Source organism: Bacillota bacterium, assembly GCA_030705925.1.
In the GTDB taxonomy this organism is placed as follows: Bacteria; Bacillota; Clostridia; order Oscillospirales; family Feifaniaceae; genus JAUZPM01.
In genome coordinates this window covers 61,157-86,782 of the sequence record JAUZPM010000001.1, presented here as the reverse complement: position 1 = coordinate 86,782, position 25,626 = coordinate 61,157, and the positions used below count along the sequence as shown (strand labels likewise).

At 37.7% G+C, this 25,626-nt stretch carries 20 protein-coding genes and 1 riboswitch; of the genes, 11 read left to right on the top strand and 9 right to left on the bottom strand.

The annotated features are described in order from the left end of the window. Positions 1–33: 33 nt before the first annotated feature. Positions 34–117, bottom strand: a riboswitch (cyclic di-GMP riboswitch). A gap of 142 nt (positions 118–259) precedes the next feature. From Q8865_00420 to Q8865_00390, 7 genes are all read left to right on the top strand, one after another. Next, entirely contained in the window at positions 260–1,075 is an 816-nt protein-coding gene (locus Q8865_00420; protein ID MDP4151891.1) for a protein-glutamate O-methyltransferase CheR, read from the top strand. 3 nt (positions 1,076–1,078) lie between these two features. Then, the gene (gene cheB, locus Q8865_00415) at positions 1,079–2,086 is read left to right on the top strand and encodes a chemotaxis-specific protein-glutamate methyltransferase CheB (protein MDP4151890.1); all 1,008 of its coding nucleotides are present in this window, start codon (positions 1,079–1,081) and stop codon (positions 2,084–2,086) included. Continuing rightward, positions 2,076–2,564: a chemotaxis protein CheD gene (locus tag Q8865_00410; GenBank protein ID MDP4151889.1), complete on the top strand. Its 489-nt coding sequence runs from the start codon at positions 2,076–2,078 to the stop codon at positions 2,562–2,564. Before cheB ends, Q8865_00410 begins: the two co-directional genes overlap by 11 nt. A gap of 324 nt (positions 2,565–2,888) precedes the next feature. After that, entirely contained in the window at positions 2,889–3,383 is a 495-nt protein-coding gene (locus Q8865_00405; protein ID MDP4151888.1) for a chemotaxis protein CheW, read from the top strand. A gap of 77 nt (positions 3,384–3,460) precedes the next feature. Further along, entirely contained in the window at positions 3,461–5,848 is a 2,388-nt protein-coding gene (locus Q8865_00400) for a methyl-accepting chemotaxis protein (GenBank protein ID MDP4151887.1), read from the top strand. A gap of 109 nt (positions 5,849–5,957) precedes the next feature. Beyond that, positions 5,958–7,271: a cache domain-containing protein gene (locus tag Q8865_00395; protein ID MDP4151886.1), complete on the top strand. Its 1,314-nt coding sequence runs from the start codon at positions 5,958–5,960 to the stop codon at positions 7,269–7,271. Positions 7,272–7,419: 148 nt separating this feature from the next. Further along, a complete protein-coding gene (locus Q8865_00390) occupies positions 7,420–8,553 on the top strand; it encodes a chemotaxis protein CheW (protein ID MDP4151885.1) in 1,134 nt (377 codons plus the stop codon). Positions 8,554–8,637: 84 nt separating this feature from the next. Here Q8865_00390 and secF read toward each other — a convergent pair whose 3' ends face one another. Both secF and secD read right to left on the bottom strand, forming a co-directional pair. Beyond that, entirely contained in the window at positions 8,638–9,576 is a 939-nt protein-coding gene (gene secF, locus Q8865_00385) for a protein translocase subunit SecF (protein MDP4151884.1), read from the bottom strand. Continuing rightward, positions 9,573–10,853, bottom strand: a complete 1,281-nt coding sequence (secD, locus tag Q8865_00380) for a protein translocase subunit SecD (GenBank protein MDP4151883.1) — start codon at positions 10,851–10,853, stop codon at positions 9,573–9,575. The genes secF and secD overlap by 4 nt, the downstream gene beginning before the upstream one ends. A gap of 718 nt (positions 10,854–11,571) precedes the next feature. On the opposite strand from secD, the gene Q8865_00375 reads away from it, so the two are divergent. Then, on the top strand, positions 11,572–13,641 hold the full coding sequence (locus Q8865_00375) for a sodium-translocating pyrophosphatase (GenBank protein MDP4151882.1): 2,070 nt from the start codon (positions 11,572–11,574) through the stop codon (positions 13,639–13,641). Positions 13,642–14,044: 403 nt separating this feature from the next. On the opposite strand, the gene Q8865_00370 is transcribed toward Q8865_00375, so the two are convergent. Beyond that, positions 14,045–16,258, bottom strand: coding sequence for an S-layer homology domain-containing protein (locus tag Q8865_00370; protein ID MDP4151881.1), 2,214 nt, complete (start codon positions 16,256–16,258; stop codon positions 14,045–14,047). A gap of 289 nt (positions 16,259–16,547) precedes the next feature. Between Q8865_00370 and Q8865_00365 the strand changes: the two genes are divergently transcribed. Then, positions 16,548–16,799, top strand: a complete 252-nt coding sequence (locus tag Q8865_00365) for a hypothetical protein (GenBank protein MDP4151880.1) — start codon at positions 16,548–16,550, stop codon at positions 16,797–16,799. On the opposite strand, the gene Q8865_00360 is transcribed toward Q8865_00365, so the two are convergent. Further along, entirely contained in the window at positions 16,755–17,447 is a 693-nt protein-coding gene (locus Q8865_00360) for a response regulator (protein ID MDP4151879.1), read from the bottom strand. The two genes, Q8865_00365 and Q8865_00360, sit on opposite strands and share 45 nt — an antisense overlap. Continuing rightward, positions 17,440–19,443 carry a DUF4118 domain-containing protein gene (locus tag Q8865_00355; protein MDP4151878.1) on the bottom strand — a complete coding sequence of 668 codons (2,004 nt, stop codon included), beginning with the start codon at positions 19,441–19,443 and terminating at the stop codon, positions 17,440–17,442. The genes Q8865_00360 and Q8865_00355 overlap by 8 nt, the downstream gene beginning before the upstream one ends. A 150-nt stretch (positions 19,444–19,593) precedes the next feature. On the opposite strand from Q8865_00355, the gene Q8865_00350 reads away from it, so the two are divergent. Further along, entirely contained in the window at positions 19,594–19,911 is a 318-nt protein-coding gene (locus tag Q8865_00350; GenBank protein ID MDP4151877.1) for a hypothetical protein, read from the top strand. 13 nt (positions 19,912–19,924) lie between these two features. Next, positions 19,925–20,998: a hypothetical protein gene (locus tag Q8865_00345; GenBank protein ID MDP4151876.1), complete on the top strand. Its 1,074-nt coding sequence runs from the start codon at positions 19,925–19,927 to the stop codon at positions 20,996–20,998. A gap of 1 nt (position 20,999) precedes the next feature. Here Q8865_00345 and Q8865_00340 read toward each other — a convergent pair whose 3' ends face one another. From Q8865_00340 to hypE, 4 genes are all read right to left on the bottom strand, one after another. Continuing rightward, complete coding sequence (locus Q8865_00340; protein MDP4151875.1) at positions 21,000–22,526, bottom strand: oligosaccharide flippase family protein; 1,527 nt, start codon at positions 22,524–22,526, stop codon at positions 21,000–21,002. Positions 22,527–22,878: 352 nt separating this feature from the next. After that, a complete protein-coding gene (locus tag Q8865_00335; protein ID MDP4151874.1) occupies positions 22,879–23,673 on the bottom strand; it encodes a flagellar motor protein MotB in 795 nt (264 codons plus the stop codon). Then, the gene (locus Q8865_00330) at positions 23,670–24,458 is read right to left on the bottom strand and encodes a flagellar motor protein (GenBank protein MDP4151873.1); all 789 of its coding nucleotides are present in this window, start codon (positions 24,456–24,458) and stop codon (positions 23,670–23,672) included. The genes Q8865_00335 and Q8865_00330 overlap by 4 nt, the downstream gene beginning before the upstream one ends. Positions 24,459–24,637: 179 nt before the next feature. Continuing rightward, a complete protein-coding gene (gene hypE, locus Q8865_00325; protein MDP4151872.1) occupies positions 24,638–25,624 on the bottom strand; it encodes a hydrogenase expression/formation protein HypE in 987 nt (328 codons plus the stop codon). Positions 25,625–25,626: the final 2 nt, after the last annotated feature.

Sequence of the window (25,626 nt, the reverse complement as noted above, 5' to 3'; positions counted from 1 at the left end):
CGAAAAAGCATACAGAATTGAACTGTATAATTCTTCGGCAGCCCGGCTATCATGGCATAAAGCTTTAGACCCGTGGCTTTGCGTCTCTAACTTTCGTTAGGTTTGCCATTATCGGAGATATTTGTAATTACATTATAAATCTATTTTTAAAATATGCAACACTTAATTGATATAATTTACAATTTGCTTGAATTACTGGACAAAAAGTGATATTTATCTTAAAATAATGGTAATATTTATTTCTAATTAGAGGTTTAGCATGGTTAATATAGCAGATAAAGAATATAAGCTTTTAACCGACTATATTTTATCAAACTACGGTATAAAACTGGGTGAAGGTAAAAGAACTCTTGTTGAGGGAAGACTTCAGGGCATTTTGCATCAACTAAATTTCGATAGCTTTTCAAAATATTATGATTATATATTATCTGATGATACAGGACAAGCTGCCTCAAATTTAATGAGCAGGATTACAACAAATCATACATATTTTATGAGAGAACCAGATCATTTTTATTATTTTAGGGACACGGTTTTACCGCAATTAAAAGACTCTGTAACAGATAAAGACATCAGGGTGTGGAGCGCCGGGTGCTCTACCGGTGAAGAGGCTTACACACTTGCAATGATAATGCTTGATTATTTTGGAATGGAAAAACATTTATGGGACACTAATATTTTAGCAACTGATATATCAAGCAGGGTCATTGATATCGCCAAAAAAGGCGAATATGATAATAAAGATATTGAGCCTTTGCCATCAAAATGGAAATCAAATTATTTTAGTCAGATAAATGATGAAATAAGCGTTATAAGTGAAAAAGTGAAAAAAGAAGTGATATTTAGATTTTTTAATTTAAATAACGCGGCTTTTCCGTTTAAAAGGGAATTTCATGTTATATTTTGCAGAAATGTTATGATCTATTTTAACGAGGAAACTAAACGGGATTTAATCAATAAGTTTTATAATTCCTTATACCCGGGAGGATATCTTTTTATAGGACATTCCGAATGCTTGAATAGAGGAAATTTTAAATTTAAATATGTTATGCCATCAATATACCGAAAGGATTAGGCAATGAAGATAATAAAGGTTTTGGTTGTCAGTAATTATGTATATATTGATGTAATAATAAAAGGATTGTCACTTGATCCTGGTATTAAAATTATTCCATCTGCTTATGATGCAGTCGAAGCAAGAAATAGAATAGTTGAGTATGAGCCAGATGTGCTCGTTCTTGATGAAGATCTACCAGATTTAAGCGGAGTAGAATTTTTGAAAAAGCTTATGCCCCAGCATCCGTTACCCGTTGTAATGCTGGTATCTGGCAATAAAAACACTTCTGAAGCAGTTAAATCGGGTGCTGCTGATATTATAAAAAAACCTGACCAGAAAAATGATGTTATCTTTGAGAGTTTAATAAATGAATTAAAAATTAAAATCAAAATTTCATTAACAGCAGATCTTTCAAAATGGAATAAAGAAACCGAAATTCGATCGAAACATTTCTGGAAACACAAAATAATAGCAATTGGGTCTTCTACCGGGGGAACTGAGGCGCTTATCAAAGTATTACAGCTGCTTCCGGGTGACGTTCCTGGTATAGTTATTGTACAGCATATGCCTCCTGGATTTACAAAAATGTATGCTGAGAGGCTTAATAAAACTTTACATTTTAATGTTAAAGAGGCGCAGACCGGGGATATTGTAAAACAGGGGTGCGTCTTTATTGCTCCCGGCGATCAGCATATTAAAATAGAAAAGGCTGGAGAAGCTTATAAAATAATATGCTTTAAAAGCGATAAGGTTAACGGGCATTGTCCTTCTGTCGACGTACTTTTTAATTCGGTTGCAGAAAAGGCAGGCAAGGAAGCAATAGGAGTAATCCTTACCGGAATGGGCGGCGATGGAGCTCGGGGTCTTCTTGCTATGAGAAGCAACGGTGCCAGGACAGCAGGGCAGGATGAGGGGTCAAGTATTGTTTATGGAATGCCTAAAGTGGCTTATGATATTGGAGCAGTTGAAGAGCAGGCACCACTTGACAGAATTTCAGAGGTAATTTACAAATTATTAAATGAACGGTGATATAGTGAATAAAATTGTTGGACTTGGTGAATATGCGATATCTAATGATATAGAAGATGTTATAAAAACGTTTGCGCTTGCGTCTTGTGTGGGTATAACAGTTTACTCGCAAGATAAAAAAATAGCCGGTATGGCACATATTGCACTACCTAATCCGGGTTTAAAATACGATATAAATATAAATAAACCATGTTACTATGCGACATTAGCAGTTCCATTTTTTTTTGATTTAATATGCAATAAATACGGATGCAACAAGAGCAGTCTTCAGGTAAGATTATTTGGAGGAGCTGACTCTTCAGATGTTAATGATGTTTTTGAAATCGGGAAGAAGAATTTATCAGCAGTTAAGGATGAACTATCTAAAATTAATGTAAAATATGAAGCTTTAGAAGTTTCAGGAAGGTTAAGCAGAACTTTGGAAATGGATGTTTTAACGGGGAATGTGAAACTTACAACACAGTTAATAAAGATATAAATTAAAAAGTATAAAAATAAGAGAAATAAAGGGTCTGACACTGCTCGGCGGGTATCAGGCCCTTTATTTTGCCTTGCACTGAAGTGATTTAGATTTTTTAATAATTATAAATAAAATGCTAAATTTATTAATAAAAATTTCGATATATAAAATAGCAACAAAAAAATTAAAAAATGTCAAGAATAATTTGTTAAAAATTTAGATAAATATGTATTTTTTGTTAATGGAAAGTAACGGAGGGGTTTAATTGAAAAAAGTGAAAGTATTTGGTTTAAATAGTTCTTAATCTATTTTTATTATTTATTTTATTGGAGGCGATGTTTAATGTCTGGTACTCAGGTTGAGGCGATTGCTTTAGAGGAAGACACGCAGAAAGGAAAATATTTAACATTTTCTATTGGGAAGGAGGTCTATGCAATTGAAATCAAATTTGTAACCGAAATCATCGGAATCCAGCCGATCACTGAGGTTCCCGAACTGCCAAAGTATGTAAGGGGAATAGTAAACTTAAGAGGCAGTATAATACCCGTAATGGATGTTAGATTGAGGTTTAAAAAAGATTTCGCAGAATATAACGACAGAACCTGTATTATAGTGGTGGATGTCAAGGATATATCCGTTGGCTTGATTGTAGATAATGTTACTGAAGTTTTATCAATATCTGATGAAGATATTGTTCCGCCGCCTGAACTTAATAAACGGGCTGAGAATAAGTATATAAAAGCGATCGGTAAGTGCGAAAATGACGTAAAGCTTATTCTCGATTGTGAAAAACTTATGAATGATAAAGATTTTGATAGTATCAGCCAAATAGCTTAATTTCGTATAAACATAAATAAAAATATAAAAGAAATATAAAATTAAGGGCATAAATATGGGGCTTGGGAGGAATAAAAATGAAATTGTTTTCAAAGGGAAAGATAATTGACTATCAAAACAGGGAAATTGAAAGGCTGGAAAAGAACCTAAAAAAAATGTCACTCGGTGATTTTGACTTAGACTTAAATGTTTCAGCCGGTGATGGATGTGTCGAGGCTGAAAGAGATCATTTTATAAAAATTTATCAGTACTTATTGAAAATTAAAGAAACATTTGTAGGCATCTCAAAAGATTCTGAAGATTTGTCTCTAAATATAAAAGACGGAAATATTGATTACCGAATGGATACCTCTAAGTACCAAGGCCTTTATTCTAAATTTGGCATAGATGTAAATGAAGCGCTAAAGGAAATGATCAAACCCTTAAAAGAAGGGGGTAAGGTACTTGAGAAGATCGCCAATAATGATCTTTCATTGAAAATGGAAGGAAACTATAAAGGAGAATTGTCTAAATTCTCAAGTGATATTAATGGCGTTATAACAAGACTGTTAAGTGTTCAGGACGCATTTGTAAGAGTTGCGAATGGGGACACAAGTCGTCTTGATGAATTTTTAAGATTGGGCAAAAGATCTGAAAATGATAAGCTCATGCCCGCCGCTATTGAAATGATGCAGGCTATTCAGGATATTATTGTTGAGGTTGACAATATAACAACTGGGATTGTTGCGGGAAATATTAAGAACTCTAGAGGAAACGCCGATAAATTTAAAGGCGGATATAAGAAGATAGTTTCAGGGATAAACAGCGCCTTGGATTCAGTAACAGCGCCGTTGGATGAGACTGTTGATGTTATATCAACGATGGCTCTAAACGATTACACCAAGACTATGAATACAAAATATAATGGGGATTTTGCAGTATTGGCGCATTCTATTAATGATGTTCAACAAAGGCTGTTATTGCTGCAAGAAGTCGCGCTTAGAATTTCAAAAGGCGACATAAGCGACCTTGAGGATTTTAGGAAGAGTGGCAAAAGATCGGAAAATGATAAACTCAGACCTGCCTTTACGGAAATGATGGAGACGATTAATTCATTAATTGAAGAGACTGTTTCTTTGTCGGAACAAGCTGAAATAGGAAATTTAAGTGCAAGAGGAGATAGCGCAAAATTTACCGGAGAATTTAAGAATATTGTTTTAGGGGTCAACAATACTCTAGACGCAGTTGTTAAGCCAATTAAAGAAGTTTCTGATGTAATGTCTCAAATGTCTGTTGGAAACCTTTCAACAAGTGTGAGTGGTAATTACAAGGGTGATTTTCTTGCACTCGCAAATGCAGTAAATTCTACTGTTTCAACTTTAAATCACGTAGTGGAGGAAATAGCTAGTATACTTTCTGAAATTGCAACGGGAAATCTAAATCTTTCTCATGTAAGAGAATACAGAGGAGACTTTAGAACGATTTCAGAATCCTTAAATAAAATCATTACATCTTTAAATCGAACACTCAGTGAAATAAATACATCTGCTGAACAAGTAGCTGCCGGAGCCGGCCAGATTTCAGAATCAAGTCAGACATTATCACAGGGTTCGGAAGAGCAGGCAAGCTCTATTGAAGAAGTTACAGCTTCGATAACTGAGATGGCCGCTCAGGTTAAACAGAATGCAGTTAACGCAAATCAGGCTAATGAACTGAGTTTGACCGCTAAGGGAGACGCTGTAAAAGGGAACCAGCAAATGAAGGAAATGCTTCAGGCAATGCATGATATAAATGAGTCGTCATCTCATATTTCAAAGATAATTAAAGTTATCGACGATATAGCTTTCCAAACCAATATCCTTGCGCTTAACGCTGCGGTTGAAGCTGCACGTGCAGGGCAATATGGTAAAGGCTTTGCGGTTGTTGCTGAAGAGGTAAGAAATCTTGCACAGAAGAGCGCAAGTGCGGCTAAAGAAACGACAACCATGATCGAAGGTTCTATCAATAAGGTCGAGTCCGGCACAAAAATCGCTAATAATACGGCGAATGCGCTAGATGAGATAGTTACGAGTATTTCCAAGACGGCTGAACTTGTGGGACAAATAGCAACTGCCTCAAATGAACAGGCAAATGCAATTGCTCAGGTAAATCAGGCGGTAGAACAAGTATCACAGGTGATTCAAACTAACTCAGCAACGGCAGAAGAAAGTGCATCGGCAAGTGAGGAGCTATCAGGTCAGGCTGAGATGCTTAAGCAGATGGTTAATAATTTTAAACTTAAAGATATAAAAGAATTAAACAATGTAAACCTCGATAAACTTAGCCCAGACGTTTTAAAGGCAATTGAGTCTATGTTTGATAAAAATGAAAAAGCCCATGGAAATAAGTTATCTGAAAATCTTCCTATGATCAATCATAAAGATATTGAATTATCAAAAGCTAAACCCCAAATATCACTTGATGATAAAGAGTTTGGAAAGTATTAAAAATTACTTGTAAAATATTATAGAAAGTGTTATTATTAGCCTAGATAAAGCAAGGGCGCTTTTAAGGAATTATTCCTTAAAAGCGCTTTTTTTATTGGAGGAAGCAGAAATGGTAACATACAAGAAAAATGACTTTTTAGGGTATATGTCAGAGGTGCAGAAATGCAAAAACAGTATTTCTATGCTTAATGATCAATGGGAAAATATAAAATTGCAATGTGAAATCAATTGCCCTAATCAGTCTAAAAGTCTTTTGCCTATGATGACGAATATACAGAATAATTTTATTGATCTGCAGCAAAAGCTAATTGATACATTAGTAACCGAAGCACTAAATAAAATGTCACAGAAAATCATATCAAAAGCTCAGGTTGCAATCGATATTCTTATTAGAAATCTATATGAAAGGACTGCTGATGTCGGCTTCCTTGCAACAGATGACGATATAAGAAGTTTTGTATCCTTTAAAGAAAGAAGTAAAAGTGATGAGGAATATATAATTAAACGGCTCCAGGAGTATGTTGCAAAGTATTCTGTATATGAAGAGATTGTTATTCTTGATAAGAGTTATAAAGTTATTGCAAACTTAGATCAATCGAATGAAATAAAAGGTAAGATATTATACAACGAAACTTTAGAAAAAACCCTATATTCAAATGAAAGTTTTATTGAAACTTTTGACGAAAGTCCCCTTCAACCCGATAAGAAGAAGTCTCATATATTTTCAAGAAAAATATTTGCCGAAAACTCAGAAGAAGTTGTTGGAATACTATGCCTGTGCTTCAGGTTTGAAAATGAGATGAAACAAATATTTAAGAACTTATCGACGGATTATGATGGATCTGTAATTATGATAGTAGATAACGACAATATCGTTATAGCCAGCAACGATGAAAATCAAGTCCCTGTTGGGATAAAAGTTGAATTAGTTGAAAATAGCAATAGCGGAATTGTTTATTATCGGGGCCTTGCATATATTGCAAAGACTGTTAAAACTCAAGGCTATCAGGATTATTACGGACTGGGGTGGAGAGGTCATATAATGATTCCGATTCATCTTGCATTTCGAGATAAATCAGATCTTTCGGAAATCGATTCAGAAATCACAGCAGGGCTGATGAACGAAGCAGATTCTTTCTCTGGGGCGCTCAATGAAATTATTGATAAAACTCAGGAAATAAATAATACTTTAAAGCGCATTGTTTATAACGGGCAAATCTTATCTAAAGACGATAATGGAAATGATGAGTATTCAAAACTCAAATGTATCTTAGACAAAATCGGAAAAATAGGTATAAGCACAAGTCATCTTTTCAGAAAGTCTGTTCAAAATCTATTTGCGACCGTAGTTTCAACCAGCCTTGTCGATGCCGGTTTTACCGCTTCTCTCTGCATTAATATAATGGACCGCAAATCTTTATGAAAGAGCGGATGATTGCAGATGGTGGGCTTTAAATTCTACGTTTAGGACTATTTTAGCGAAGAATAATATCACCGAAGAAGATTTGGGGAAACTGACCAAGATACTTTCTTATATAAATAGCCTGTATACCATTTACAGTAACTTATTCTTGTTTGACAAAAACGGAGAAATAATTGCAATATCAAATTCTGAATATAGTGACATTATAGGAACGTCATTGAATAACGCGTATATCCATAATATTTTATATAACACACTGGCAGAAAAATATTTTGTATCCCCGTTTGAGGCCACAACATTGTATAAAAACCGGTATACATATATTTATGGGGCGTCAATCACCGATATTAATAATGAAAAACATACTGTAGGCGGCATCGGGATTGTATTTGATAGCGAATATCAGTTTAAAACAATGCTTAAAGACGCTCTTAATTCAAATGCCAATTCCTTTGCAGTTTTTACTGATAGAAAAGGCAGTGTAATTTCTTCAACAGTTAATGAATTATCGCCGGGTAAAAAACTTGACTTATCGAACTCTAAACTTTTTCAGGTGGGAAACGGCAAGACAAAATCAGAAATACTGGTATATAATGAATGCTATTATGCGGTAGGATGTGCATGTTCTTCAAGTTACAGGGAATATAAGAAAAGTGATGGATATCAGAATGATGTATTGGCATTCGTATTTCAAAAGCTCGCTGACTGTGGGTCTAGCAGTATATATACTGCCGATAATCAAAGCGTTGAACAGTCAGATATAATGCTCAAAGAGGGAGAAACCCAGAAACTTGTTGTTTTTGAGATTAATCATCAGCCGTTTGCTTTGGATCAGTCATTAGTGCTTGAAGCGATTGATACTTCCGGTATTATAGCATTACCGGGGGTTGGCGAGATAATAAAAGGGGCAGTCCAGTTCAATGACAAATATATTGCTGTAGTCGATATGCACGCGACTTTTCATTATAATGAAGAAGGCAGCCCCGGCTCTCATTTATTGATAATAGAATTATCTGACAGTGTTCATATAGCATTAGAAGTAGATAATTTAAGCAGCGTAATCGAAATAAATAAAAGTGATATAAGGCCCGTACCTGAAATATGCTGCTCATCTTCGTTTATATCAGGAATTATATGCATACCCGGTAAAGATAATAGTACGATGCTGCTTTTAGATGCGAAAGCTTTACTTTCAAAACTTGAAGAAAACCAAAATGGATACGAATGGAATGACATTTTGCAAATAATAGGCGATCTTTCAGCAGAGAAAGACGAAAACTAATCTTTATATCCTTTAAAGCAAAAGAAGACACCATCTTTTTTGATAGTGTCTTCTTTTATTTAAGTGATCAAACCAAAATTAAGCTTATCTGCCGAACGCTTTATTTGTTCCTTTATGTTTTTTCCACATAACCCAAAGCGGACCAGCGATGCAAATAGTTGAATAGCAGCCGCTTATTGAACCTATAGCCATAGGTAACGCAAAGCTTTGTATAGATTCTATGCCATTAATAAGAGCAAGAACATAAACAATACTGATACTAATCAAAACAGCTAAGTTAGTGTTGATAGAACGTGTGATTGACTGTGTAATTGACAAGTTTGTAATTGTCTCAATCGGCTGTTTCGGCAGGTTTCTATAGTTTTCACGGATACGGTCGTATATTACTATCGTATCGTTTACTGAATAACCGATGATAGTAAGTGCAACAGCCACGAACGAATCACCTATCGGGATTTTGAAAATAACACAGGTAAAGAATACGACCAGAACGTCATGCAGAAGGGCCACAAGAGCCATAACACCGGCAGAAAGGCCGCCCATTCTGTTGAAACGATACCAAACATAAACCATAACGAGAAGACCGGAAAGAAAAATTGCGATCATACCGTTTCTGAAAAATCTTTGTCCGTAGTATGCCTCAACTATTGACGAGTCAGATAGTTTAAGCCCCGCATCAGGGAATTTGTCTTTTAATGCCTTATCAAGACCCTGCTGAACGCTAGCATCCAAACCGTTATTACCTGAAACGTTGATAATAAGACGTTTTTGGCCGGAAGCAATATCAGTAGTGGTTTGTGTTGTAACAGGCATATTTAATGCTTTTGTGGCGACATCAGATGCAGTGTTAGCGTCAACATCACCGGTATAGGTATACTTAATAAGTGATCCGCCCTTAAACTGTATGTCTAATTGGACACCATTTAGAAATATCGATATAATGCCTATAGTCATAAAAGTAAGCGAAATAATAAAATAGACCCAGCGTTTTCCGTAAAAATTAATTACTTTGTTTGAATTCATAACGTAACCCTCCGTGACATGCAGTTATATAGCCAGGGTTTGCTAAGAAATTTAAATTTGCTCAGCGAGCGAATCATCAGACGGGAGGCAGTTACGCCAGCAACGAAGTTAAATATGATACCAGTTAACAGTGTATAAGCGAATGATAAGAGGGAACCAGAACCAAATATCATTAGGATTATGGCAACAATCAAAACTGTTATATTGCCATCAAAAACTGACGAGAATGCATTTTTAAATCCTGCTGAGATTGCAGCCTGTATTGTTTTGCCGGATTTTATTTCCTCGTTTATACGTTCAGATACTATTACGTTAGCGTCAACGCCCATACCTATTGATAAGATAACACCTGCGATTCCTGTAAGGGTAAGTGTTATCTGAGGGATAGACAGTGCAAGTAACTGGCCAGCAATCTGAATTAGAAGAGAAATACAAGCAACAAATCCCGGAAGCCTATAATACAGAAGCAGTAATAAACAAATAAAGATGAAATCAATAACACCGGCTTTAACCATAACATTAAGAGCGCCTGCACCAAGTGTTGGGCTTATTGTTGAATGGTTTTTAGTTATCATAGAGAAGGGAAGTGCACCGGAATTGATTTTATCGGAAAGTTCTTTAGCAGCATCTAAGCTTTTCAGGCCGTCGATCATTGCTTCTCCGCCGGAGATCTGTTCTTTTACCTGAGCACTTTCAATCAAAGTATTATCCATGTATATGTTGATGTTTTTGCCAACAAGTTTTCCAGTAGCATCACTGAAGAGTTTAGCACCCTGATCGTCGAAGTTCAAAGTAACGACATATTGATTATTTTTTTCATCACGCTCAGCAGCGCTCTTTTTAACGTGAGATCCTTCAACTAATACGTTTCCGCTTTCATCCTTGAATGTTAGAAGAGCGGTTTGACCAAGCTCTGACATTGCTTTTTCAGGATCGAAGTCTTTTTCTTCAGCCTTCCACGGGAAACGAACTAAGATATTGCCATTATCCTTATCAATCGTTACGTCACGATCCAAAATATTTTTCTGATCAAGACGTGTTTCAATGATAGATCTAGCAGCCTCAAGCTCGTCGCTGGTTGGTTTTCTTTTAAGGTCGGCGGGTTGGAAAACTGCGTCAACGCCGCCTCTGATATCTATACCGTACCTCATATCAGGGGTTCCGGGTATTTTAAGCTCTCTTGAGCCTAAAGGAATCGTTACACCAAAAACGGCAACGTAAGACATTATTAAAGCTATTAAAAGTATTAGAAAAAATACAGGCCGTTTAGTTTTCATTTCCTCAGTCCTTTCTGATTGTTAAAATTCAACGTATGAATATTTTAAGTCATTTCGACATAAAAATACATGATAAACCATTTATTATTGGAAAATAGGCGGCGCATGGCCTCCTATAGGAATAGATATTTCCGAAACATTTTTATGCTTATTAATTCTTAAAGAGGTAAAAAGAAAAGCAGATAGTTTTATGTAAATTAAAGCAAGAATTAATGCGAAAACACAGCTAAACAATTCCTGATTATTACGGAGCAATCTGTGAAGAGGACAAAAATATTCATTTGTTATATAGGCTTCTTTTACAGGAAAGTATGAAAAAAAGGGCGTGAATTCACCAAGATGAATATCACTGCTAACAAGACTTAAATAATTATTCGTAATGTAAATGCTATTTTGACTGTAAACAATTGAGCATATGGACAAACATAAAATTATTATGGAAATTAATATGGCAAGTATTCGAAATACTTTATTTGACTGAACTTTGTATATCATACACTCACCTCTTTTTTCCATAATACTATAGCTAAAATACTACAATAATTTCTTTTTGTCAATAAAAATCGGAACTGCGGATAGTTCTTTAAAATAAATTGTATAATTTTTAAAGTTAAAAAACTAAATATTCGTTAATATTGACAATGGTTTTTAAGTATTTATAATAATATTTGACATTAATATTTAATGTATGTGTTTGACATTAAAAGGAGGTATAAATATGGATGAAACATTTTGGAAAGTAGCAGCGATTCTTATTTCTCTTCTCTCCCTTGCGGTTGCGTTCTGGCTTTATACTTGGGTGAAGTCTCAGCCTTCAACGAACAAGGATATTATGCATGTGGGAGATCTAATCAAAAAGGGTGCAAACACGTTTTTAAAACGGGAATACATTCTTTTATCACGCTTTGCCGCCGTGGCAGGTGCCCTTATTCTTATTTTTCTGCCCAAGCCAATTTGGAATGGAGACTGGACAAAAAACCTTATAATGGTACTGGCTTATTTTTGCGGGACAATTATATCTGCTCTTGCAGGAAAAATCGGGATTCAAGTCGCCACTATTGCAAATGTAAAAGCTGCTGAATCAGCGCAAAAAGGTATTAAACAATCTTTTATGACTGGATTTCGCGGCGGAGCAGTAATGGGCATGGCGGTTGTTGGGCTGAGTCTTTTAGGGGTTACTGCCATTTTAATGTTCACTAGTGATTCTTCAGCAGTATTAGGCTTTAGCTTCGGGGCCAGTTCACTTGCTTTATTTGCAAAAGCAGGAGGCGGGATTTATACAAAAACGGCCGACATAAGTGCAGACTTGGTTGGTAAAGTTGAACTTGATATTCCGGAAGACGACCCTCGTAATCCGGCTGTAATTGCTGATAATGTCGGCGATAACGTGGGCGATGTTGCTGGTATGGGCGCGGATCTTTTTGATTCAAATGTTGCATCCATGGCTGCAGCAATCGTTATTGGTTCTGCTCTTTCTCCTAAAAATGTAAGTGTAATACTTGCTTATGCCCTTATTGGCTTATTATCATCTATTGTAGGCGTTATATTTGCAAGAATGGGCAATTCCACAGATCCAACTTCTGCGCTTAATAAAAGCACATATATTACGACAGCTGTCTTTGCGGTTTTGACTGCAGCTGCAACGAACATTTTTAATTTTGAATGGCGTATTTGGGGCGCAACAGCTATTGGTCTGCTTGTAGGGGTTATAATCGGAATGGCTACAGATTACTTTACGAATGATAATAAAAAACCTGTTCGAAACACAGCAAAGGCATCTAATTCCGGAGCCGCGTTCACAATACTTTCAGGCTTTTCATACGGATTTTTAAGTGCACTGCCAGCTTTGATTGGTATTGCTTTATCCGCCCTCCTTTCATATAACTTATGCGCACCGATTGGTGAAGGGTATGGAATGTTTGGTATAGCTATGGCTGCAGTCGGAATGCTTTCAATAGTCGGAATGATCATTTCTAATGATGCTTACGGACCGATCGTTGACAATGCCAGGGGACTTGTTGAAATGGGAGGTTTAGGGGACAAAGCTCTGCGCGTTACTGATGAGCTGGATTCGGCAGGAAATACTGTAAAAGCAATGACAAAAGGTTTTGCAATAGGAGCCGCAGGGCTTACAGTTATTGCTTTGCTTGGTTCTTTTATGAGTGAGGTTAATGAGGCCGCAAAAGAAATCGGTAAGGATATCATCACAGGTTTTGATATAATGAATCCGATTGTTTTCTTTGGCTTAATGATTGGAATAGCGATCCCTGCTGTATTTTCAGCAATGCTTATTCTAGGCGTTGACAGAAATGCACAGAGAATGGTAGAAGAAATACGAAGACAATTTAGAGAAATTGTCGGGCTCAAAGAAGGAAAACCAAATGTTCATCCAGATTATGAACGCTGTATAGATATTGCTACGGTTGGTGCCTTGAAAGAACTGATTCCTGCCGGACTTATGGCCATTATTGCTACACTGGCGGTGGGATTTATAGGTGGCGTACAGGCAATAGGGGGTTATCTGACAGGAAATATTTTGAGCGGGCTTTTACTTGCTTTATTTATGTCAAACGCCGGAGGGCTCTGGGATAACTCTAAAAAATATATTGAAGCAGGCAACTGCGGAGGAAAAGGCTCGCCAGCTCATAAGGCAGCAGTGGTCGGAGATACCGTGGGTGATCCGTTCAAGGATACTGCAGGTCCGTCCCTTAACACGCAAATTACAGTTGTTTCACTTGTTTCAACACTTATGGCTACATTGTTCTTAACAATAAATATTTTCGGTTGATTTACTAAAACAAAAAACCCGCAATCAAAATGATCGCGGGTTTCAGGTTGTCGATAAACTACTTCACGCAAATGCAGACCGAGAAAAATCGTATGAGGCAAGGCGGAAAATGAGGGCGCATATTTGCTATATGCAACCGAAATTTGCCGCTTTTGACAACGCAGCAAGCAAAAATGAAACCATTTTTGAGGTCATGCGACTTTTTCGGCGGTCTGAGGCGGGAACGATCCCGCCATTATCAATATGTAACTGCCGTTACTTCATATCCGACACTTTGTCTCCATAATTCGAATGAATCACGTTTTCTAGCTGCTCAAGATCGTTTTTCAGAGTGGCAAGCGTATTGTATGCGATTATAAAAATAAGGCAGGGCCAAGCCCTGCCTTATTTTCGGATTATTCAATCAGTCGTTCGTCTGATTTTCATTAAATGTAAGCTTCAGATTGTCCGCGTCAAGCGTAGCATGAATGCCGATCGGCAGAATTGCCCCGTTTACCCCATGCCCGAAATCGTGGCAGTATACAACGGGGATCTGATATTTATCTGCAAGTCTTTGTAGGATCGCCATATAATCCGGATAGTCGTCTGTCGAATATTCCCCGACAAGGATGCCGGTTACATGGTCCAACAGGCCGCTTTGCTCGATATGCGAAAAATATCTGCTCGCCGGGGAAGGCAGATTGAAGCGGGCATTTTCTTCGATGCAAAGAATATACTTCTGATCCTTGTCATACGGAAAATACTCAGTGTTCTGAAGCAGAGCGAAATTCAGCAGATAGCCGCCGATTATTACACCGTCTGCCTTTCCGCCGCGCAGAGCTTTCCATTCGCTGTTCGGAGTAAACGTCTTGACATTGCCGTTTACAATCATATCCTCAAAGCACTGATAGTTGTATGGTTTTGGATTGCTGAAAATCCTCGTAAACGAAGATCCGTAATAAGTCACAATACCTGAGCGTGCATATAAAGCATCCAGAAGAGAGGTGCTGTCACTGTAGCTGCATATAATTTTCGGATGCTCCCTTGCCGCTTCAAAATCGATATATGGCAGCGTTTCATTGCTGACTTCACCGCCCCCGAAGAATATTGCATTAACGGAATCGTCCGCGATCAGATCATTGAAATCGTCTGCGCGTTCCTGCGGAGTCGCCGCATAACCGTTTGTAAATTTAAAAATATTTTCCGGCAGTTTCAATTTGTATCCCTGGGCGATCGCGGTATCAATCGCTGTCTGGATGCTCGTCGGCTTCAAGCCGTTGCAGGGCGCGATAACGCCGATTGTATCGCCGGGTTTTAACTTGTTCGGCTTGACAATATCGAGCTTACCGGGAGCAGGCTGGTTCGTCACCGTCACGCCGGACCCCGCTTTTAAGCCTTCGGTTTCATAAGCCAGCAAGGCCTTTGTGCCTGTCGTTTGGATATCGCAGTTTTTACCGCTGACCGTCACGGATGTAAGAGCGCCGTCGCCCGAAATCTGCATATTTTCTGCGGCAGCTTTCACAAAGGCAACTTCCGCGCCTTTCCGCACATCTATGTTCGTGCCGATTGCTGCGGTTTTAACCAGAATATTGTCAATCTTTGTGTTTTCGCCTGCTACAAAATGTGAATCTCCGGCTTCAATATACATTGTGGAGATTTGCGCATTTTGCGCAGTTACAGTGCTTTCCGCCGCTTTTACTGTCAATGTGGGAATTTTGCCGGAGAGGGTAACATTTTGGGACCCGCGTCCAATCACTAAAGAACCTACTTGTGCGCCATCCTCGAATGCAATATCGGCGTCGCCCTCAATTTTTAAAACAGTCACGGCGTTCAGTACGCATGCGCCGCTGATATTCACCGAGTCCTTGCCGCCGCGAATCACTGTATTGCCCTCAACCGTTACATTATTTAACGTCACTTTGCCATCTCCTATACCATCTGCAAGAATCAGGTCACCCTTAATCGTCATATTTTCCAGCGTTACATCCGGTGCATTTACAACCAGAGTTTTATCAATATCTCCCGAATAGGTCCCGGACTTTTGATCAATATCTCCAATCGCCGAGTCCAGAATTTCTACTGTCTCCGCCCTTGTGATGTAAGCGCCGGGATTGAAATTGCCGTCGCTGCCATTGACATATCCCCGAGCCTTCATCGCGTTAACGTAACCATCAGCCCAATATGATACATTTTTGTTGTCGGCGAACTTTGGTTCATTCGTGTAAGTTTCCGTCAAGCCGAGCGCCCGGCCCAGCATTACGGCAGCCTCTTCACGCGTTATGTTGTCATTCGGCCTGATCTGCCCGGATGCGCCCTGTATTACACCCGCGGCGCTGGCTTTCAGCATGGAATCCGCATAACAGTCCTGCCCCAGGTCGGTAAAGGTGTTATCCGCTTTGACCTGATATTTCATAATGCGGTCTATCATGACCGCCATTTCTCCACGAGTTAGCTTGTCGTCAGGACGAAAATCCTCTCCCGATCCACCGATTATACCGCGATCGCTCCATCTTTCCACGGCTACCTTTGCCCAATGTGTGTTCATGTCATCATAGCCTGTGGCGAAAGAACGAGTTCCTGTTACTGTACACAGTATGGATACAGTCAACAGCAGAGATAATAGTCGTTTAGTAAACATCTTTCACATCTCCCAACTATTTAAATTTGTTAGATCAATCCAGAATAGATTTGTGCACGAGTTTGAACTTGTGTACAAAAAGTGCTACGAAACCTGCCATTTCTCTAACTTCTCTGCAAGTAACGGCCGTCGCCGTTCCGTCAGCTATAACCACGCATCCGGGTAAACACCCACCGGGAAATCGCGGTATATTTCATGTCAAGCCTCCTTCACTTTTTTCTATATATTAGCACATGGGGATAGAAAAGTAAATACTACCTATAATGGATACTATAATTATTATGGTATAATGAATTGCAACTCAAAGGGGGAACACAATGGACTTTTTACAGGATTTTCGCGGTATTATTACCAAACGTCTCTCCGTGATGGGCTGGAAACCGGCGGTGATCTGCTGTCTCTTTATGCTCAGTTGAAGCATGATGAGCCGAATACGCTGTGCGCATACGGCATAAATGCGCGTGTATCGGGCAGAGCATTGCGGGTTTTATGTATTTTAAAGGCTTTCCACCATTCTGTAACCTACGCCAACTTCTGTTAAAATATATTTCGGTTCAGCAGGATTCTTTTCAATTTTCCTTCTGATATTTGCCATGTTAACCCGAAGCGCATTATCCTCGTTTGTATAAGGCCCCCAGATTTCCTTTGTAATATAGTCAAGTGTGAGAACTTTGCCTGTGTTTTTAGATAAAAGTAATATGATTTTGTACTCAACGGGGGTAAGGTGCACCTCTTTCCCGTCAACTGTAACTACCCTTTTTACAGTATTCACAACAAGGTTCCCTATACTTATGACATCAGATTCCGAATTGCTGACAAATGTTTTTCTTCTGTGTCTTAAGGCTGTCCTAATTCGCGCAAGTAATTCAGAAGTACCGAATGGTTTTGTGACATAATCGTCAGCACCAAGATCGAGTGCCTTAACTTTTTCATGTTCGTCCCACCGAGCGGAGACTACAATAACAGGTATTTCCGATTTCTCCCTTATTTTTTTAAGAACCTCGATACCGTCTATATCTGGCAAACCCAAATCTAAGAGTATTATGTCAGGGTGAAACGACGAGGTCATTAGCAGACCTTTTTCACCATTTTCAGCTTCAATAACTTTATAATTATTTGATGTTAAAATTGCAGAAATAAAATTAACGATGCTGCTTTCATCTTCAACAATTAAAACAGTATTATTCATTAAACTTATTCTCCTCTATCGGAAGTATAAATCTGAATATCGCGCCAGAGCCAGCTTTGTTTTCAGCCTCGATTTTTCCTCCATGTGCTGTAACTATGGTCCTACATATCGAAAGGCCTATACCCATACCACGGGTTGAGTCAGGATTGTTTTTAGCTGTATAACCCTCAAAAATATATGGCAAATCCTGCTCTGAAATCCCTTTTCCGCTGTCTGAGACTTGAAAAACGGCCGAGTTACCTGATTTACTAACAGTTAATTCAATCATAGAATTTTCAGGAGTGTGTTTAATAGCGTTTTCTAAAAGATTTATGATGACCTGCTCGATTAAAGTCCCATCCATAGGGACGATAAGAAGATCATCTGGGACAGACACTTTTATATTGCAGTCTTTAAATTTACTTTTTACTCTTAATACTGATTCTGCAACTATTTCTTCTACGGCCTCAGGCGATTTTTTGACATTCATTGAAGATTCATTAATCCTAGTAACCGAAAGAAGATTTTCAACCATTCTTATAAGCCACTGTGAATCCTCTTTTATACCGCTTACAAGTTTATTATGCGTTTGCAGACCGATATCTTTATTCTCTAGAATGGCTGAGCTTGCCCCCAAAATAGCAGTTAGAGGGGTTCGCAAGTCGTGGGATATTGCACGAAGCAAATTACTTCTCATTTTTTCCTTTTCTGACTCGATTATTATAGTTCTTTGTTCATCCGATAAATGTTGTCTTTCAAGAGCCATTGCAACTAATGATGAGATTACTCTTAAATAAACACTATTTTCATGGCTGAGTTTTAATCCATTCAAACATGATATCCCAAACACGCCTAAAACGTTTCCCTGCGATAATATTGGCATGTATAATGCTTGTGCAGAGGTGAAAGCATCGGTGCCCGCCCCTGCGCGTTTTTTATTCATAAAGATCCAGTGCACAGCCTTTTTTTCTTCATCAGAGTTTAAAAGGGCAGATGCGTCTGGGTCTTTTTCCGACTGTGTAAGAATTCCTTTTCCGCCATTTTCGGGGTCGCTGGAATAAAACACCACTGAACGATCGAATAATTTGCTAATATAATCATTTGTTAAGTTTATTATATTTTCTAACCCTCTTGTTGCAAGAAGTTTTTTGTTTATTTCATAGAGACCCTCGGTTTTTCTTTCTCTGGAAACGGCATTTTTAGCCTGAGCTTTCATTCGAAGCATTAAAGCGCTTGTTATAAACGCCACTAAAAGCATAATTAGCAAGGTTAAAGGGTATCCCTGCTGAGTAATATTAAAAGTATAATAGGGTTTTATAAATAAAAAGTTTAAAAGTAGTACACTTAGTAAAGACACAATTACACCGTAGATATAACCAGAAGTAATTCTCGAGACAATTAATACAGAAAGGATATAAAGCAGCATTACATTTTGATCGCCCAGTCCAATCTCTCTTAAAGCCAAGGATAACAGTGTTGTAATAACTAGTGTTACAACTGTTTTAAATGTATCGATCCAAGAAAAATACAGGTTTTTCAGCAAATTTGATAACTTTGTTTTTCTATAAGTTTTAATACTGTTATCTGGTAAAATATAAATTTCTATGTCAGACAGCAGTAATAGAAGCTTGTCCTCTAAATTTTTTTCAAAAAAATTAATTATGTTTTTTCTTTTTCTGCTTTTGCCAATAACAATATTAGTTATTCCGGTAAGTTTAGCATACTCAGCTATTGTAGCGGCGACATCATAGCCCGGGAGTACCGTGATTTGACCGCCGAGCTTTGCCGCAAGCTCTAGATTTTTTTGAATATTATCATTATCCTGTTTTGAATAATATTCTTCACCTGGAGTTTCAACAAAAAGAACAGTCCAAGGGGAGCTGAATGCCTCGGCGGCTCTTGCGGCCCATTGTATACATTTAGCAGAAGAAGGGGAAGGCCCTATACATACTAGAAACCTGGAATTAACGTTCTTATTCGAAGCTCTATTTGTTTGTTCATTATCATAACTCTCCACTGCTAATCACCACTTACATATTATAATTGTAATATAACACAAATACCTTTTAATGGGTATATTTATTTGAATCATTATTTAAATTTTTATTGACAAAGTCTATTTGAAAATATATTATAAAAATGGAAATATTTTCAACAGGAGGTATCTATGACCATATTTAATTTTCTAAAAAAGAATGACGCTGATAAAGTTTTTAATGTCAGATACATACCTGAAAATTCAAGAGTAAGAAAGCCGCAAAATATCAAATTAAGTTTTTCACCAGATCATAAGTCCTTTTTGATAAACGGGAAAAAAGAAGTTTTAATAAGCTCAGTATATGTGCAAGGTATGAGCAGCGATTATATGTACCATAAAGTTTTGATTTCCGGCAATATGTTTTGGATTAAACCAAATGAATTTTATGAGTTTATGCAGATAGTTAATAATAATGCCAAACCTCAAAATAATGTTCAAACGGGCTAAGGAGGATATCATAATGTCTATAAATATATTAGATCCTAAATGTAATACTTCGCTTATAAGCAAATTTGATCCTGAGAATACTGATAAATATATTCGTAAAGCTCTCAATTTTGTTAAATGCCCGGGACCTTGGATTTACTGCAATCACCCAGAGAACATTATAGAAGCAGCTCTCGCTGATAATAATTTTTATTTAAATCAGCAAAATATAACATCGGGTGAATCACAGTTATTTGCATCTTACATCAATAAAACTGGCGAGCCTATTATGTTCGGAGTTCAAATATATAATCCTAATGCATCGCAAATCACGATAACAAAAACGAACTACGGCTTTAGGTGTTCAGATGAATACTCATGGGAGGATGTCCAGGGAGGAAGCTGGACAGACTTTTTTAATTCATGTGAAACTACATACGCGATACCCTCTGGCGGGAACATATGGATATTAGACGAATGTATACCTACAGGCGCCTTTTTTACTTATAATTTACGTTTTATAGCCGACTCTAACGCAATAATAACTATATATGCTTATAAGGATAAGTCAAAGATAACTGGTAATGCAGTATATTATCTAGGCAATATAGCTACTGACGGATCAACATACTCTGGTCTTGGAGAAAGCTATTTTTTAAATTGCAGTTTTGATATCAATATAAGTTCTTTATTAAATAAAGGCTTATGCTCTTTAATCGGAAAGGTTTTGACAAATACAAATGAAATCATTTCGATTGTTCAGCCATCTCCTGCACCTATTGCAAGCGAAACGTCACCTTCACCCTATAATAATTTAGGGAATTGGGGCGCCCAAACGCTTTTTAATGTTTGTATTAATAATGATACGTCATTTAATAAAACAATAAACGGCTATGTCGCTTGTAATCCATTAGGAGCAACGCCGGTAATTCAATCCGGGTGTGTAGTCAGATATAAGTCGCTGGAATGCAGTGACGGTCAGAATGTTCAAAGATGGAATTTTTATTCGCATAATATTTGCCCAGGTGATTCTGTGCAAATTGATTTCCAGTATATAACCGGGACCAACAGTTGTACTCCGGTATACCTAATGTGGACGGCGGTATAGATTAAGTATTGATGCTAAATAAAGATTTTTTATTCAGTTTTTTATAATCAGAGATAATTATTAAAATCAAAAAATAGAATAGCGTAAATAATGTAATATGTATCAGAAGAGCCGATACTTTCGAACAAATCATATTTTTTATAAAATATGATATCAAACAGGTAATGTTAAATGAGCCTATTATACTAAAGACTGATTTTAAAATATTTTTTATGCTTATTCTAAAATCAGTAACCTTTATAAGCCGGTTGCAGCTTAATGAGAAGTTTAGTGCTCTTGCAAAAATAATTGTAAAAATGTATCCGTTTAAAGCATATCGCGGAAGCAGGAAATATATTAAAATAACGCTTATAAAGGATTCAAAGCTGTTGTAATACATTGTCCTTACCTGCTCGCCGATACCCTTTAGGACCCCATCAACAAGGGTATCGAGATACATAAGGGGCACTAATGGAGACAGTATACGCATCAAATATGCCGTGCTGTTGTTGTTATATATAACTGAGCTGAGCTCACCAGAATAAAATAAAAAGACACTCATTATACATAAAGATGCAATCATACCTAAATTAAATAATTTCGTTGTTATGCTGTTTATCCGGTCAGTTTTGCCCTGAACCTTACATTCCGCTAGTTCCGGGACGATCAAATCGGAAAGGGTATAAAATAATACCGATGGGTACATGATAACCGGCATAGCCATGCCATTCACAGTGCCATAAGCGGAGAGTGCCGATTCACTTGAAGCCCCGCTTTTTTTAAATCCGTATGGAATTAAAAGTTGCTGTACTGTGCGCATGCCTGACGAAATATATGCGCCTAATGCAACGGGCATCGCGATTTTTATCATACGGGATAAAAGTTTACTTGAGCGTTTGATTTCTTGATATCTTCTAACGTCAAAATAAAAAAGTAATAAAAGAAATAAAAATGATGTCAATTCTCCGGCACAAGATCCTATAACTATTGCGATACAGGCACCTTCAATACTATTAGGCGAAAAAACTGTAAAGCAGGCTATAGTAACGCCAATTGATATGAGCTGTTCAAATATTTGAACAACAGCTGTTTTGGCAACCCTGCGGACAGCAGTGAAATAACCGCTTAGCACAGAAGAAATTGCGATAAGAGGCAGGCTAAAGGCTAAAATTTTTAATGAAGATACTGTTCGTAAGTCGTTTAGTAAATTTTTGCCGATAAAGCCTGCACTAAAAAATAAAATTACCGATGCTGTTATTCCAAATCCGGACGCATATGTAAAACATATTCTCAGCGCTTTTTTTGCCTGGGAGCGCTTATTCTTGCCTAATTCTTCTGCGACTAATCTTGTTGTCGCAAGACGCACACCGGATATTGAAAATGTAATTGCAAAAGAATATATAGATGTTATAAGTTGAAAAAGTCCTATACCCATTGGACCTATTTTATTTGAAATGTAGACTTGAAACGAAATTCCAACCGTTCGTATGATTAACGAAGTTGCTGAAACGATTATTACATTTATTAATAATAATTTAACTTTCTTCATCATACACCTCTATCATTCCGTACGATAGAGTATATGCTTTACATATATTAAATTATTTTAAATGTAATATATAAAAAGATACCAGCCGAAGCTGGTATCTCAGACTTGAAAAAGTACACGCACCGCAAAAGCGATTACATATAGGTGTAAGACAAAAAGAAAGTATGGAGTTTTTACGCAAAACCTTCAGGTTACGGTTTGTAAACGCAAAATGGCGCAAGCACCCCCGTACCGGGGCACTTTTGCTTACTTCAGAACAAGCGCCCTGCTGTATCTGCATACAGCGACGAGCGCCTGTTCTTCGTCTGCGTGTCCTTTTTCGGTAAGTTTAAATACCAGCCGAAGCTGGTATTTAATTACTTGTATTTTCTTGTATTCTGGTTATTTTAATTTCGACACGCCTGTTAGCTGAGCGGCCTTCTTCGGTATTATTACTTTTTATGGGTACATAATGAGAAAATCCGCCTATTGACATTTTTTCTACCGGAAGATTACAACTTTCAGATAAATATTTTAAAACCGCTATCGCACGATCGGCGGATAACTGCCATGAAAAATAATTATCATCTTTTATAAAAACATCAGCTGTATGACCGTCAACTTCTATGTGGTCGATTATTGGTTTGATGCTTTGTAAAGTACTGCCGAGTTTTTGAAGAACAGGCAAAGCAGCAGGTTTCATTCTCGAACTGTCACCGTAAAATAAAACACTATCCTTAAAACGCATGTTGATACTGCTTTCTGTTTTTTCAAGATCAACGCCGCTTTGTCCCACTTTTTCCTTTAATTCGTTATATGTCTGATCGAATTTATCTGAGGGGGTCTGCGAATTCCCATTCTGACCTGTTCCTGCTTGGTTCTGCTGCCCGTTTTTACCCAGACCTTCATCGTTGCTTTTTGTCTTATCGCTCGTGTTGGAAGTTGCAAACATTCCGTTTCGCTCTATGTAGGCAGTGCCCGTAAACGGCATTCCGCCACCAAGAACCCTACCCAGTTCCTCAGCCATTGTACTGTATTTTCCGGCATCAAGGTTACTCATTGAATATAATACAATAAACAGTGCAAGTAGAAGCGTGATCATATCTGAATAGGTAAGAAGCCATCTTTCGCTATTTTCCTTTTCGACCTCCTGGTTTGGATCTGTCATTTCTCAACTTCCCCCTTTGGTTTTGTTGAGTTTTTAATAACGTATGCCTCAAGTCTTTCACGCAAAATTTTCGGGTTTTCTCCGTTACGGATTCCAAGAATACCCTCAATTATCATTTCCTTCTCCATTTTATATGATTTTATCTGTAATTTTAGCTTTGAGGCGATTGGAATATAGATGAGGTTAGCAAAAGATACGCCGTAAAACGTAGCTATGAAAGCAGTAGCTATAGAGGCGGCAAGTTCATCTGCTGCCCCCATGTTAGACAGGACGTGTATTAGCCCCATAACTGTACCGATAACACCCATCGTTGGGGAAAAACCACCTGCGGATTCAAAAATGGATGCATCATTTCTTTTGCTTTGCTCGGCAACATATATTTCAGTTTCAAGCATGTTATGTATTTCCTGAGCGCCGACACCATCAATAACCATTGTGATTCCTCTTTTTAGGAGGGGGTCAATTGGTTCCTGCTGATTATCACTAATCATTGGCTCAAGGCTTAAAAGACCTTCTCTTCGTGCCTGTTCAGACATGGCAACAAGAGTATTTATCTCCTGTTCGGTGTTAAGAGTACTTTTTTTCATGGCTTGCATAAATAATTTTGGTATCTTTTTTATATCGTCGATCCTGTATGATAAAAATACCGCGCCAAGCGTTCCGCCAAAAACAGTGATAAAAGGACTTGGGAGTACTAAAGATGACAGATTTCCGCCTTCCATCAAAAAAGCAATTATCAATGCTCCAAGTCCTGTAATTAAACCTATGATACTAGAAATATCCACTTAATATCAATTCCTTCCGTCGCTTTTATTAATTTACAAGCAGGCGGCAGCTTACTGCAATCAAAATTGCTATAACTTGCTGTCATATATTTTATCATATAGTATACTCTGCAATATATAAGTCGAAAAGAATAATGTAAAAATTAAGTCTTTTTTGTAATTTTATATATTTTTTTGGGCTAGCAAATCCTGGGCAGACCTTCACCCATCAGTGGCTCAATTATTCTTGTGCCGCCTGAACGAGTCTTTATAGTGACTTCCGGGGGTGCAGATTTAACAGTTCCGATCATCTTCGCATTTTTGCCGTATTTTGATGCTTTTATTATATTCAAAGCTTTATCCGCATCGTAGGTGGGTACGAATACGACCATTTTTCCCTCGTTTCCCATATACAGAGGATCTAACCCAAGAATATTGCAAAACCCTTCGACCTGTTCATCTGCTATTTTCAAGTCGGGAAATAAATCTATATTAACGCAAGACGACAATGCGATTTCGTTTAATACTGTGGCAAGCCCGCCGCGGGTTATATCACGCATAGCGTGAATATGGATTTTATTTTCTATTAGCCCGTTAACCATATCGCATAACGGGGCGCAATCACTTTCTATTGTATTTTCAATTCCCATACGCTTCGACATGATACAGGCATGATGATTTCCAAGGTATCCGCTTATTATCACCGTATCATTGGGAACAACATTTTTGGCGCTTACATCAACTTCGTCATTTATTAATCCTATTCCGGAAGTATTGATATATAAGCCGCCTTTACCTTCTATTACTTTTGTATCGCCCGCGACAACAATAACGCCGGCTTCTTTGGCTGTAAGCTGCATCGATCTTACAACTTTTAGAAGAAGATCAGTATCTAGTCCTTCTTCTAAAATAAAGCCTGCCGACAGATATTTAGGAATGGCGCCGCGCATAAGAAGATCGTTTACCGTCCCGCAGACAGCTAGGCGTCCAATATCTCCACCGGAAAAAAACAGCGGGTTTACCACGAATGAATCTGTGGTGAATGCGATTTTATCAGATGGGATTGGTAATACCGCAGAATCCTGCATTTCATTTAATATGCTATTAGAAAAATATCTTTCAAATATATCATGGATTAGCTCGGCAGAAAGTTTGCCGCCGCCGCCATGTGCGGTTGTAATTTTCATTT